Origin of the sequence: Dyella sp. (assembly GCF_035685805.1) — a bacterium.
Taxonomy (GTDB): Bacteria; Pseudomonadota; Gammaproteobacteria; order Xanthomonadales; family Rhodanobacteraceae; genus Dyella_A.
In genome coordinates, this window is sequence record NZ_DASSAB010000043.1 from 203,530 (window position 1) to 216,177 (window position 12,648).

At 68.1% G+C, this 12,648-nt stretch carries 14 protein-coding genes; 8 read left to right on the plus strand and 6 right to left on the minus strand.

Annotated elements, in window-relative coordinates; all coding sequences use genetic code 11:
* Positions 1 to 95 precede the first annotated feature (95 nt).
* Positions 96 to 752, plus strand: coding sequence for a hypothetical protein (locus VFG40_RS13155; protein ID WP_324898188.1), 657 nt, complete (start codon positions 96 to 98; stop codon positions 750 to 752).
* Positions 753 to 787: 35 nt separating this feature from the next.
* Here the strand turns inward: VFG40_RS13155 and VFG40_RS13160 are convergent, their stop codons facing one another.
* Together VFG40_RS13160 and VFG40_RS13165 are read right to left on the minus strand one after the other, a co-directional pair.
* Positions 788 to 2,113, minus strand: a complete 1,326-nt coding sequence (locus VFG40_RS13160) for a PQQ-dependent sugar dehydrogenase (protein ID WP_324898190.1) — start codon at positions 2,111 to 2,113, stop codon at positions 788 to 790.
* Positions 2,114 to 2,239: 126 nt separating this feature from the next.
* Complete coding sequence (locus VFG40_RS13165; protein WP_324898192.1) at positions 2,240 to 2,677, minus strand: PepSY domain-containing protein; 438 nt, start codon at positions 2,675 to 2,677, stop codon at positions 2,240 to 2,242.
* A gap of 162 nt (positions 2,678 to 2,839) precedes the next feature.
* On the opposite strand from VFG40_RS13165, the gene VFG40_RS13170 reads away from it, so the two are divergent.
* The 4 genes from VFG40_RS13170 (at position 2,840) to VFG40_RS13185 (ending at position 4,858) form a co-directional block, all read left to right on the plus strand.
* On the plus strand, positions 2,840 to 3,442 hold the full coding sequence (locus VFG40_RS13170; protein ID WP_324898194.1) for a molybdopterin-dependent oxidoreductase: 603 nt from the start codon (positions 2,840 to 2,842) through the stop codon (positions 3,440 to 3,442).
* An 84-nt stretch (positions 3,443 to 3,526) separates the two neighbouring features.
* Positions 3,527 to 3,928, plus strand: a complete 402-nt coding sequence (locus VFG40_RS13175; RefSeq protein WP_324898196.1) for a VOC family protein — start codon at positions 3,527 to 3,529, stop codon at positions 3,926 to 3,928.
* 23 nt (positions 3,929 to 3,951) lie between these two features.
* Positions 3,952 to 4,215 (plus strand): hypothetical protein, encoded by a 264-nt coding sequence (locus tag VFG40_RS13180; protein ID WP_324898198.1) that lies wholly within the window; start codon positions 3,952 to 3,954, stop codon positions 4,213 to 4,215.
* 58 nt (positions 4,216 to 4,273) lie between these two features.
* Positions 4,274 to 4,858 (plus strand): TMEM175 family protein, encoded by a 585-nt coding sequence (locus VFG40_RS13185; protein WP_324898200.1) that lies wholly within the window; start codon positions 4,274 to 4,276, stop codon positions 4,856 to 4,858.
* Between the two features lie 68 nt (positions 4,859 to 4,926).
* Here VFG40_RS13185 and VFG40_RS13190 read toward each other — a convergent pair whose 3' ends face one another.
* A complete protein-coding gene (locus VFG40_RS13190) occupies positions 4,927 to 5,412 on the minus strand; it encodes a hypothetical protein (protein ID WP_324898202.1) in 486 nt (161 codons plus the stop codon).
* Between the two features lie 118 nt (positions 5,413 to 5,530).
* Here VFG40_RS13190 and VFG40_RS13195 point away from each other — a divergent pair, with 118 nt between their 5' ends.
* Positions 5,531 to 7,021 (plus strand): ATP-binding protein, encoded by a 1,491-nt coding sequence (locus tag VFG40_RS13195; RefSeq protein ID WP_324898204.1) that lies wholly within the window; start codon positions 5,531 to 5,533, stop codon positions 7,019 to 7,021.
* Between the two features lies 1 nt (position 7,022).
* The gene (locus VFG40_RS13200; RefSeq protein ID WP_324898206.1) at positions 7,023 to 7,697 is read left to right on the plus strand and encodes a response regulator; all 675 of its coding nucleotides are present in this window, start codon (positions 7,023 to 7,025) and stop codon (positions 7,695 to 7,697) included.
* Positions 7,698 to 7,744: 47 nt separating this feature from the next.
* Here VFG40_RS13200 and VFG40_RS13205 read toward each other — a convergent pair whose 3' ends face one another.
* Positions 7,745 to 9,013: a helix-turn-helix transcriptional regulator gene (locus VFG40_RS13205; RefSeq protein ID WP_324898208.1), complete on the minus strand. Its 1,269-nt coding sequence runs from the start codon at positions 9,011 to 9,013 to the stop codon at positions 7,745 to 7,747.
* Between the two features lie 75 nt (positions 9,014 to 9,088).
* Here VFG40_RS13205 and VFG40_RS13210 point away from each other — a divergent pair, with 75 nt between their 5' ends.
* Entirely contained in the window at positions 9,089 to 10,507 is a 1,419-nt protein-coding gene (locus VFG40_RS13210; RefSeq protein ID WP_324898210.1) for a tyrosinase family protein, read from the plus strand.
* Positions 10,508 to 10,618: 111 nt separating this feature from the next.
* Here VFG40_RS13210 and VFG40_RS13215 read toward each other — a convergent pair whose 3' ends face one another.
* Together VFG40_RS13215 and VFG40_RS13220 are read right to left on the minus strand one after the other, a co-directional pair.
* Complete coding sequence (locus VFG40_RS13215) at positions 10,619 to 11,824, minus strand: acetyl-CoA C-acyltransferase (RefSeq protein ID WP_324898212.1); 1,206 nt, start codon at positions 11,822 to 11,824, stop codon at positions 10,619 to 10,621.
* 104 nt (positions 11,825 to 11,928) lie between these two features.
* The coding region (locus tag VFG40_RS13220; protein ID WP_324898214.1) for an enoyl-CoA hydratase/isomerase family protein at positions 11,929 to 12,648 on the minus strand (720 nt) is incomplete at its 5' end.

Consider the following 12,648-nt stretch of genomic DNA (forward strand, 5'->3'; position numbering starts at 1 on the left):
GATCGCGTCAGCGGGCTGTTTACGTGCAGGCCCGCCGGCGGTCCTGCGGGCAGATCGGTCGCAAGGACTTGCGCTAGCCGCGGGCAGGCGCGATCGTGGCGCGGCCGGTCGGGGGACTGGCTCATCCCAGGGGAAGCACCATGACGTTTTTTCATCCACGCGTGCGCGGCGCGTCACTGTTCCTGCTTGCCTCGCTGGCGCTGCTTGCGAGCATGCCCGTCGGCGCTCAGAGCACGGACTTCAGGAACGGCACCTACATGGTCAAGGACGGCGGATACACCATTGATGTGAGCCATCAGGGCGTCGCGATGCGCGTGACCGAGCCGAACCGGGTGTCGGATTATCTGCCGGCGGCGCCGGGCACGTACCAGTTCTTCAGCGACAAGACGCAGACCCGATACGGCATGCGCGTGGTCGACGACCATACGTTGATGGCGTTCAAGCCCGACCGCCCAGATGTCGCCGGGACCGAACTGGTGCTGATCAACAGTGCACCGGGGGAGGGCGGCGCGGCCGTGTCGGAGGAGGCCGCTGGCCGCTACGAAGCACTGGCCGAGCAGTACCGGCAGAAATCGGAGAGCGACGCTGCCAACGTCCAGGTGTGGACGGCGTGTTCGGCCGTGGCGCTCAAGCGAAGCATCTCCAACGCTTCGGAGGCGGACGCCTTCAGTGCCCAGATGGCCGGCATGCTCAGGCAAATACTGGTGGACACCACCACGTCGCCGTGTCCAGACGTGATCCCGCAGTGGTAGCTGCCGCGTAAGCGGCGTTTGCGGCGCCGGGCGACCTACTTTGCCGCCGTGACGCGCCAGACGGTGTTGCCGACATCGTCGGCCACCAGCAGTGCCCCGCGGTCGTCGATGGCCACGCCCACGGGGCGCCCGCGGGCACGGCCCTTCGCGTCCACGAACCCGGTCAGAACATCCTCGGGCAGGCCGCGCGGCTGGCCCTCGGCAAAAGGCACGAACACCACCTTGTAGCCGCTGATCGGTTTGCGGTTCCACGAGCCGTGCTGGCCGATGAAGGCACCGCCGTCGTAGCGCCCGGGCAACACGCCGGACGTATAGAAGGCCAGACCCAGAGAAGCGGTGTGCGGACCTAGTGCGTAATCCGGCGCGATCGCCGCGGCCACCTTCGCGGTGTCCGTCGGCTGCACACGCGTGTCCACGTGCTGGCCGTAGTAGCTCCACGGCCAGCCGTAGAAGCCGCCGTCTCGCACGTGGGTCATGTAGTCGGGCACCAGGTCCGAGCCGATCTCGTCGCGCTCGTTCACTGCCACCCACAGCGCGCCAGTCACGGGCTGCCACGCCATGCCGTTGGGGTTGCGCAGCCCGGTCGCGAACGGCCTCGACTGGCCGCTGGCAAGGTCCACCGCGATGATCCGCGCGCGCCCCTGCTCGGCCTCCAGCCCGTTTTCGGCCACGTTGCTGTTGGAGCCGATGGTGACGTAAAGCGTGTGCCCGTCGGGACTGGCCAGCAGGTTCTTGGTCCAGTGGTGATTGCGCGGCCCTGCCGGCAGATCGACCAGGGTGCGGCCGGATGCAGTGATGCGCGTCTGGCCGACGCGGTATGGGAAAGCCATCACCGCGTCGGTGTTGGCCACGTAGAGCGTGTCGCCAACGCGGGCCATGCCGAACGGCGAGTGCAGGTGGTCCAGCAGCACGCTGCGCAGATCCGCCACGCCGTCGCCGTTGGTGTCGCGCAGCAGCGTGATGCGGTCGGCGCTGGGTACCGTGGCGCCCGCGCGGGCCATGATGCGGTCGGCGATCCAGCCCTTGATGCCGGCGCTGTCCTGCGGGCGCGGCGGCGCGTTGGTCTCGGCCACCAGCACGTCGCCATTGGGCATCACGGCGAGCCAGCGCGGATGGTCGAGCCCGGTGGCGAACGCACCCACCGCCAGCCCCGGTGCGGGAATCGGCGCGGTGCCCGCGGGCCAGCCTACCGCCGGCGCGATATCCACCGTCGGCAATACCGTGTCGCGCGGCGGCGGCAGCGCCGGCTGCGGTCCGCTGCCCTCGCGCACGCTCAACGTGGCGCGTTCGCCGCAACCGCACAGGCCGAGCAGGGCCGCAGTGACCAGGGCAGTGGAAGCGCGGCGTGGCAGGACTGGCATGGTGATTCCCTTGATGAAAAAAAGCCGGTGGGGTGCCCCCACCGGCCATATATACGGGTGACTGCCCGATGCGGCTGCACCGCGACCGCTGCATCGCGACAGTTGGAATCGCGACCGTCAGCCGGATCAGTCGTCCGTGCCCACGACCTTGCCGGTGTCCGGATCGATCTGCAGCTCGACATCCTTGCCGGCGCTGTTTTCGCCCTTGGCCTGCCAGACGCCTTCATCGAACTCGACGTCGTGCACGTCGGTGTAGCCGGCACTGGCCAGCGAGGCGCGCACCTCGTCCTTGCTGAGACGCGACGTCTTTCGCTCATCGGCGTAGGCCTTGCCGCTGGCCGGGTCGATCCGCAGATCCACGTGCTCGCCGTTGCCGCTGCGGGCGTCGGCATGCCACATGCCGTGTTTGAACTCGAGGTCGTCGACGTGGGTGTAGCCCTGCTCCTGCAGATGGGTACGCACCTGTGCCTCGGTGAGCGATCCATGGCCGTCAGACTGCGCGGTCGCGGGGCCGGCCATGCCGCATGCGATGGCAAGGGCGGCGGAAAGAGCGATCGTTTTCATCGCGGCGTCTCCAGTGGAAAGGGAGCGCCGAGTCTTTCGCCGGGTCAATCAGCGCGCGGTGAAGGGCGTGTCGCGACCACGGTAGCCGTTCAGGCTCAAGCCCCGGAAAGCATCGCCGACGCGGTGCTAGATTCACGCCACCATCGTCGGGAAGCCATCGCCATGTCCGAACCCGATCACGCCGACAGCCCCGGCACCGCATTTCCGCGATTGCCGCCGCGGCAGGTCGTGACGGCGAAATTCCCGGTGATGTCGAAGGACGCCACCCCAGCGCTCAACGCTGCGCACTGGGCGCTCGTGCTGAAACATGGAGTGCGACCGCTCAAGCGATGGGACAGCGCCAGCTTCGACGCCCTGCCCAGGGGACGCATGGTGTGCGACATCCACTGCGTCACCCGCTGGTCCAAGCTCGATACGGCCTGGGAAGGCGTCATGCTGGACGATCTGCTGGCCGACGCCGGCATCGCCGCGCCCACCGGTTTCCTGCTCGCCCACAGCGCCGACGGCTACGTCACCAACCTGGCTGTCGAGGACGTGCTGGACGGTCGAGCGATGATCGCCACCCACTACGACGGCCAGCCGCTTGCTCCCGCCCACGGCGGACCGGCACGTCTGCTGGTGCCGCACCTGTATTTCTGGAAGTCGGCCAAGTGGCTCACCGGCCTCCAGTTCACCGTGCGCGAGGAAGCCGGGTTCTGGGAGCTGCGCTGCTATCACCGGCGCGGCGATCCGTGGAAGGAACAACGCTTTGCGGCCGACGATTAGTGCCGGCGCCGGCAGTCGACTCATGCGTGTCGTGCCTACGCGGCCTACACTGGGCGGCCATTGGACAGACAAGGGAATGCCGCCATGCCCGACGCAGGATCAGCGGCCGCAGTGCTGTACGCGAAGGATATCGCCCCCGTCGCCCGCTTCTACGCCGAGGTCGCCGGCCTCTTGCCCGTGCATCGGGAGGGGGAGTACATCGTGCTGGAGTCGCATGCGTTCCAGCTGGTGGTGCTGGCCGTTTCGCCGTCCCTCGCCGCAGCCATCCAGCTGAGCCGGCCGCCGCGCCCGCGCGAGGACACCGCAGTCAAACTGGTGCTGTTCGTCGACAGTCTCGATCGCGCGCGCCGCGCCGCCTTGATGCACGGAGGGCAGCTCCATCCGCCCGCGCGGGAGTGGTTGTTTCGCGGTGACCGCGTCTGCGATGGCGTCGACCCGGAAGGCAACGAGGTGCAGTTCCGCGCACCTGCTGCGGCCGCACCGTAGGAGAACCCGCGAGGACACTGATGATGGACGAGCGACAGGCCGACGCAGTGGCCCAGGTACTGCTTGCTCCCGGGCAGAAGGCTCAGGACGAGGCGCGCGCCGCGCGCGAACGGGCAGCCGCCCTGCGGGTGCGCCAGCGCCGCGTCGCTTGGCTGGGACTGGCCGGTGCAGGTGCGGGTGCCGCGGTCGCGTGGCATGGCGAGGTCAGCCTGGGGCTGGGCGTGATCTGCGGCGTCGCAGTGGGTGCACTGACCGGCGTGCTGAACAGGCGCCTGGCCAGCAACTGAGGTTTGCGCGTGGTGGCGTGGCTACACTGCCATCTCTCCCACTGCCCGGCGCTCCGGCATGCGCAAGACCCGACTCGAAGCATTCAGCGATGGCGTGCTCGCCATCATCATCACCATCATGGTGCTGGAGATGAAGGTGCCGCACGGGGAGTCGGTGGGCTCGCTGCTGCCGCTGGCGCCGGTGTTCCTGAGCTACGTGCTGAGCTTCGTCTACGTGGGCATCTACTGGAACAACCACCACCACTTGCTGCACATGGCCGGGCCGGTGTCCGGCGGCAGCCTGTGGGCGAACCTGCACCTGCTGTTCTGGCTATCGCTGCTTCCGTTCGCTACCGGTTGGATGGGCGAGAACCACTTCGCGGCGGCACCCTCTGCGCTTTACGGTGCGGTGTTGCTGATGGCAGCCGTGGCCTACTGGCTGCTGCAGCGCGCGTTGATCCACGCCGAGGGTGAGGGATCGGCCCTGGCGCGGGCGCTGGGCAATGACTGGAAAGGCAAGGTCTCGCCGCCGATCTACGCGCTGGGTATTGCGCTGTCGTTCCATGCCGCGTGGATGTCGCAACTGCTCTATGCCGGCGCTGCGATGCTGTGGCTGGTGCCGGACCGGCGCATCGAGCGCGCGCTGCGCGACCTTCCGGGCTGAGCCCGCCGACGACGGCACGCCGGGCGAACAGCCGCGGCGTGCGTTTCGCCGGGCGCGTCGTCGCTGCCTTAGCGAGCGTCAGCCGGCGGCTGCGGCGGCTGCGGCGGCTCTGGCGCCATCGGTGGCATCGGCGGCAGCGGCGGGGGCGCACTCGCCTCGGCCCAGCGCGTCATCGCCTGCTCGCCGACGATATCGCGCAACCGTGCGCACAGCGCCTGCTGGTCGCTGCGCTGCTGGCGGCGTTCCTTCTGCATCCCCGCGGCGCTGTCCTGCATGAGTTTCTGCACCTGCCGCGCTTGCGCCTCGGTGACGCCCAGGGCGCTGCGCCACTGCTCATCCGCAGCAAAGTCGGGCATGGCGGGGCGGGTGGGCGGTTGCGGCAGATCGGCGCGGCAGAATGGCGGCAGCGGCGGGATGTGCTTGCCCGCGAGGCGCGGCCGGCCAGCACCGTCGTGCGCGAACAGCGGCGTGTCCTTCATGGGCACGGCGCGCTGTGCGGTGGCGGTGCCAGTGACGGCCAGGCCGGCGAGCATGGCCAGCAGGGTGATCTTCATGGGTTGATTCCTTGCGGTGCCGGTGATTCGACGCACCCCACGATGCCGTGCAAGGTCGCAGGAAATATGCAGAAAATGAGGACGCGCGGGGCCGTGGCCGCCGCTATGCTGCGCGGCTATGGACCGCCCTCTGCCACGATTGCGCCTGCGCCTGGCGCACAAGCTGTTCCTGCTGCTGGCCAGCGCCATCGCGCTCGCACTGGCGACCCTGGGCGGGCTTACCATCCACAACCTGCGCAGCGGTTTCATCGACTACGTCAACACCCAGGACCTGGCGCGGCTGGATCCGCTGGCACGGGCACTGGTCGCCCGCCCGGACGCCGATAGCGGGTTCCCCGGATTGCGCGACGGGGACACGTGGCGCCATTTGCTGGAACGTTCGATCGACCCACCCCCGGCTCAGGCGCAGCGGCGTGGCGGGGGGCTCTCGTCTTCGCCGCTGGATCCGCCGCCGCCGCCGCGTCCCCCGCCGGCACCACTGCCGCCGCAGGCGCCACCCCCACCGGGACCACCGGCGGCACCGCTGCCTCCGCCACTGCCTCAGCGCGTCTCCCTGCTGGACTCGCAGCGACACCTGATTGCCGGTCGCGCGCCGCGCGCCGACGCGCTGGAGCGTCCGCTGCGGCAGGGCGACGCAGTGGTGGGCTGGCTGGCCCTGCAGCCGCTGGCCCGCCCGGTGGAACATCGCGATACCGCCTTCCTCGCCGCGCAGATCCGCAACCTGGCCGTGCTCACCGGCCTGCTGCTGCTGTGTGCGCTGGCGCTGGCATGGGTTTTTGCGCGCCATCTGCTGGCGCCGTTGCAGGCGGTCGAGCACGCAGCCCGGCAGTTGTCGGGCGGCGATTTCGACCTGCAATTGCAGACGCGTCGCCGCGATGAGCTGGGCGACCTCGTGCATCACGTGAATCGCCTCAGCCTGGCGTTGCAGGCGCATGAAACGGCACGCCAGCGCTGGATGGCCGATATCTCGCACGAGCTGCGCACGCCGCTGGCGATCCTGCGCGGCGAGCTCGAGGCGATGCGTGACGGCGTACGCGCCGCTGATGGTCGCGCGCTGCAGTCGCTGCACGATGAAGTGATGCGGCTGGATCGGCTGGTAGGGGACCTGCACCAGTGGTCGATGGCCGACCCCGGCTCGCTGAGCTACCGGCCGCAACCGCTCGATCTGGCCGCGCTGGCGGAAACGGCCTGCGCGCGCTTCGCGGCGGCGGCGAAGGACGCCGGCTTGGGGCTGCACTGCGTCGGTACCGCGGTAACCGTCAATGGCGACGCGGATCGGTTGCGTCAGCTGATCGACAACGTGGTCGGCAACAGCCTGCGCTACAGCGACGCCGGCGGCCGGATCGAGGTCAGCACACGTACCGACGGCAGCACCGCCTGCCTGTGCGTGGACGATTCGCCGCCGGGTGTATCGCGCGAGGCGCTGGCCCACCTGTTCGACCCGTTGTATCGCGCCGAACCCTCGCGCAACCGTGCCTCCGGTGGCAGCGGACTGGGACTGGCGATCGCGCGGCGCATCGCCCAGGCACACGGCGGATCGCTCACCGCTTCGCCGTCGCCGCTGGGTGGCCTGCGGCTGGAGTTGCGGTTGCCGCGGGAGGCATCCTGAGATGGGTCAACCGACCGTGCTGGTGGCCGAGGACGAGCCGAAGATCGCCCAGTTGCTGGTGGATTACCTGGTGCAGTCCGGCTACCGCGCCGTGGTGGTGGCAGACGGCGCCCGAGTGCTGGCGGCAGTAACCATCGAGCAGCCCGACGTGCTGCTGCTGGACATCATGCTGCCGGGGCGGGACGGGCTGGAGATCCTGCGCGAGCTGCGCCGCCGCAGCACGCTGCCGGTGATCATGCTGACGGCGCGGGTGGAGGAGATCGACCGGCTGCTGGGGCTCGAGCTGGGTTCGGACGATTACATCTGCAAGCCGTTCAGCCCACGCGAAGTGGTGGCGCGGGTACGTGCGCTGCTGCGCCGAAGTACATCCGCCGCGACCACGCACCCGTTCGAGGTGGACGACGCGGCGCAGCGGATCCGGGTGGCGGGCCGGCCGATGCCGCTCACCCACACGGAATACCGGCTGATGCACGCGCTGGTGAGCCATCCCGGCCGCGTCTACTCGCGCGATCAACTGCTCGACCTGATGCACGATGACCTGCGCGACGTCACCGACCGGGTCGTGGACAGCCACATCCGCAACCTGCGGCGCAAGCTGGATGACCTGCTGCCCGGGCAGCAGGTCATCCACGCGGTGTACGGCGCCGGCTATCGCTTCGAGATCCTCGAGCCCTAGCAACTGGCGTGCGGCGGGGGCGCCTGGAGAACGCGGTCCGGTCGGGCTCATGCGTGCGAGAGCGTGAGCAGCACCCGCACCAGTTCGGCCTGGCGGTGCGTCTCGGTTTTCATGAACAGCGAGCGCAGCTGGCTGCGCACGGTGTTCTTGCTGACGCTCACGCGTTGCGCCGCCTCCTCGAGAGAACAACCGCGCATCAGCTGCTGCGCCAGCTGCGCCTCGGCAAGGGTGAAGCCCCATTGTTCCCTCAACTCCGGCACCAGGGCGACGGGGGCGCCGGGCTCCAGCCGCCGGATGAACGCGAGCACGCGCACCGCGTCGCTGTCGCCATCGGCCGGAGGTGCCGTGCACAGCTTGAGCGTGGCCATCAGGCGGCCGTGGCTGCCGTGGATCTGCAACAGCTGGCTTTGCACGTCCGGCGAGGTCCCGAGGTGGCGCAGAGCCTGTTGCAGCTGATGCTCGTCGCGCGGGTTGGGCAGGCCAAGGCGGCCGTCCGAGCGCCAGGCGAACAGGCGATGGCCGGCCATGGCGCGGGCGGCCGCGTTGCAGAACATGGGGCGGCCATCTTGGTCCAGCATCAGCACGCCTTCGGCCAGGGCATCCAACGCCAGCCGAAAGCGTTCGGACTGGTGGTCGATCGAGCTGAAGCGCTGTTGCCAGGCGCACACGTTGCGCAGATGGGGCTGCAGCGAGCGCGCCAGATCCCGCTCGTCATCGTCGAACCGGCCCGCCGTTTGGTCCCGCCAGAGCACCAGCAGGCTCCACTCGACATCATCATCGCCGCCGATCAATACCGCCATGGCGCTCCGGCTGGACCGCGCCAGCGGGACGCAGTCGGGGCCGCACGATGGCGCCAACTCCCCGCCGCACACCTCCACCACGCCATCGTCATGCAGGCGCTCGAGCACCTCGTTCAGCCACGGAAGTGTCGCAGTACCTGTTCCGTCGGAAGGCAACAAAGACGCAGACACGGGGCTCTCGAAGTAGGCGCAGATGCGGCTGCTTCGATGGCCGGCGTCCAGACGGTGCAGTTCCACCTGATCGCACTGGAATACCTGGACGAACGCGAGCAGCACCGTAGACCAGTCTGGCGCGCGGGTGTCCATCCCGTACAGGGCGGCCAGCAGTCGGGTGGTGCGCCGCCGATCCATCTCGCTCCCCAAGCGCCCGTGCGTTGCTTCATCCGTTTGGATGATGACCGCTCTGGACGCTAGCAGTAGAAGACTCTCCAAGGCGTGAAGCGCCCACGCTCCGGGTGAAGTTCCGCGACGGCCCGACGTGGCCTCCTTGATCCGGTCCGTGGCAGCTCCGTTCACGCCTGCGGCGCGTTTGCCGCTCGTTGGCGTGGCGCTGAAGCGACCTCGGCGCAAGGATCAAAGGGAGAGACTGACATGGTTACGAGACGACGCTTTCTGAAGGGATCACTGGCCGCGGGCGCTGTAGCGCTGCTGCCGTGGGTGCCCCGAGTGGCCGAGGCGGCCACCCTCCGCATACGACCGAGCTGGAGCACCTTCTGCGCCAGTGAGATGTTCCCGGTCTACATAGAAGCCATTCGCACGATGCAGGCTAACCTCAACTCGGCCGATCCCGCGTCGTGGAGCTATTGGGTGGACGTGCACAAGAACTTCTGCCCGCACCGCACGGCGTATTTCCTTGCCTGGCACCGCGGCTTTCTGTTCCGGCTGGAGGCGCAGTTGCGCAAGGTGGCCGGCAACAGCAACCTGACCTTGCCCTACTGGGATTACTACACCAATCCCGTCATGCCGGTGGAGTTCACCGACCCGGCGAGCCCGCTCTATGTTCTCAATCGCCGTAATACCGATGTGACTGCTGCGCTGGCCCTGGATGCCTTCGCCGACTCGGTGGTGAATTTCCAGAGCGGGCTCGTCAACGCTTTTGAGAGCACGCTGGAAAGCCTGCCGCACAACCCCGTGCACAACATCATTGGCGGGGCGATGGGATCGGTGACGGTATCGCCGAGAGATCCGATCTTCTGGCTCCATCACGCCAATGTCGATCGCTTGTGGGCGGCATGGGTGAGTGCCGGCAACGGCCGCACCATGCCGCCGAAGTCGGATACCTACTGGAAGGGCTCCTTCGTCTACGGTGCTGCCCTGCCGACCATGGCGCGAACGTGGGCATTCGACACCCTTGGTCTGGGCTACCAGTACGAGGACGGCAGCATGCCCGTTGCGTTACCCGCGCCGCCTCCGCCCGCACCGGTTTCGGCGGTGACGATGCAGGCGTTTTCGTCGACGCTGCCGCAGGCGCTGGTGATGACCTTGGGTAGCGGCCAGCCGCTGGCACTGGACGAGCGCTCGGTGACGATCAAGGTGCCGTTGGATGCCGCCGGCCGATCCACGGTGCGCTCGCTGCTGTTGCGTCAGCCTGCCAAGGGCGCGCCGCCGGCAGTGAACAGCTCGCTGCGCGTCGTTCTGGACGGCGTGCGACTGACCCCGTTAGGCAAAGAGGGCGGCTTCTTCCACAAGCTCTACATCAACCTGCCCACCACGCCGGGTCTGTCGCAGCCGGAGAGCCGGTACCTGCTGGGAACGCTGGGACCTTTTGAAATTACCAGCATGCTGAATCACGAAAGACTGCACGGCGGCAAGATGCACGCGGACAACGATCCGGTGCAGTTGAGTTTCCCGATAACCGACGCGCTCAGAGAGATCTGGCCGGAGCAGTTGGAGGTGCTGACAATTTCCTTCGTTCGCATGGACAACGGCACGCCCAGAAAGGGCAGGGTCATCACGGTGCAGGAGCTGCGGGTGGACGCCTCGGACCCGGCGGCAATGCCGGCCATGTGAGAGGGGGCGCGGGCGCCGGTCGCCGCAACGGATTCTTCCGCCATCGCTGGCGCCCAAAGAAAAAGCGCCGCATGGATAGCGGCGCTTTTTCGATCGATTCCGAAGGCCTGATCAGAGCGCTTCGAACACGCCCGCTGCGCCCATGCCGGTGCCGATGCACATGGTCACCATGCCGTACTTCTGCTTGCGCCGGCGCATGCCGTGCAGCAGCGTGGCGATGCGCACCGCGCCGGTGGCGCCCAGCGGATGACCAAGCGCGATCGCGCCACCCAGCGGATTGACCTTGGCCGGGTCGAGCTTGAGGTCGCCCATGACCGCGAGCGCTTGCGCGGCGAAGGCTTCATTGAGCTCGATCCAGTCGAGCTGGTCCTGGCTGATGCCGGTCTGCTTGAGCGCCTTGGGAATGGCTTCTTTCGGGCCGATGCCCATTACCTCCGGCTTGACGCCGGCCACGGAGAACCCGACGAAGCGGGCCAGCGGGGTCAGGTTGTATTCCTTGATCGCCTTCTCGCTGGCCAGCATCATCGCGCCAGCACCGTCGGACATCTGCGACGAGTTGCCGGCGGTGACGCTGCCGCCGAACTTGTCGTTGCGGAACACCGTGCGCAGCTTGGCCAGCACCTCCAGCGTGGTGCCGGCGCGCGGGCCCTCGTCTTCGCTGATGCTGCGGCTGTCGGTGACGATGCCGCGGGTGGCGAGGTTCGGGTAGTGGTCGTCCAGCTGGAACGGGCTGATCTCGTCGTTGAACTCGCCGGCCGCCTGCGCGGCGAGTGCGCGGCGGTGGCTCTCGACGGCGAAGGCGTCCTGCTGCTCGCGGCTCACCTTCCACTGCTTGGCGACATTCTCGGCGGTGATGCCCATGCCATAGGCAATGCCGATGTTTTCGTCGGTGAAGATCGCCGGGTTCATCGCGATCTTGTGGCCCATCATCGGCACCATGCTCATGCTCTCGGTACCACCGGCGAGCATCAGGTCGTCCTCGCCCAGGCGGATGCGGTCCGCGGCCATCGCCACGGCCTGCAGGCCGGACGAACAGAAGCGGTTGATGGTGACGCCGGGCACGGTGTCGGGCAGCCCGGCCAGCAGCACGCCGATGCGCGCCACGTTCATGCCTTGCTCGGCCTCGGGCATGGCGCAACCGATGATGGCGTCGCCAATGCGGTGGGGGTCGATACCCGGGCACTGCGCCATCACGGCGCGGATCACGTGGGCGAGCATGTCGTCGGGGCGGGTGTTGCGGAACACGCCGCGCGGCGCCTTGCCGACCGGGGTGCGGGTGGCGGCGACGATGTAGGCGTCCTGGATTTGTTTGGTCATGACGGAACTCCAAAAGGGTGAGAAAAGAGTGGAGAGGAGCGAGAAGTGAAAGAAAGCCTGGGCTTCGACTCTCACTCCTCACTTCCGCGCGCGCAGCGCGCTCACTAGTTCCTCAAAGGTTTGCCGGTGGTCATGGTGTGGGCGATGCGGGCCTGGGTTTTCTCGGTTTTCGCAAGCTCCACGAAGTGCTTGCGTTCCAGTGCCAGCAGCCATTCCTCGTCGACGGTCGAGCCGCGCTCGATCACGCCGCCGCACAAGGTGTCGGCGATGCGCGAGGCGATGTCGACATCGTGCTCGGAGGCGAAGTAGCCGGCTTGCAGGTTGGCCAGTTGCGCCTTGAAGGTGGCGGTGCCGACGTCGCCGGCCACCGGGATGGCGCGGGCGTACAGCGGTGGACGATAGCCGGATTCGGCCAGGGCATTGGCGACCTGCTTGGCCACGTAGAGCAGCTCGTAGGCGTTGAACACGACCACGTCACTGTCGCGCAGCAGGCCCAGGTTCTTTGCCTCGAATGCGCTGGCGGGGACCTTGGCCATCGCCACGGTTTCGAACACCTTCTTCAGTTCCTCGAACGGGTCGGCTGGGTTGGCCTTGCCGGCGCGCACGGCCAGCTCGTGCAGGCCGCCGCCGGCCGGCAGCAGGCCGACGCCGGCCTCGACCAGGCCGATGTAGCTCTCCAGCGCGGCCACGGTGCGTGCCGAATGCATCTGGAACTCGCAGCCGCCGCCCAGGCACAGTCCGCGGACGGCGGCCACGACGGGAATGAGCGCGTGCTTGATGCGCATGCTGGTGCGCTGGAAGTTGGCGACCATCGACTCGAACGC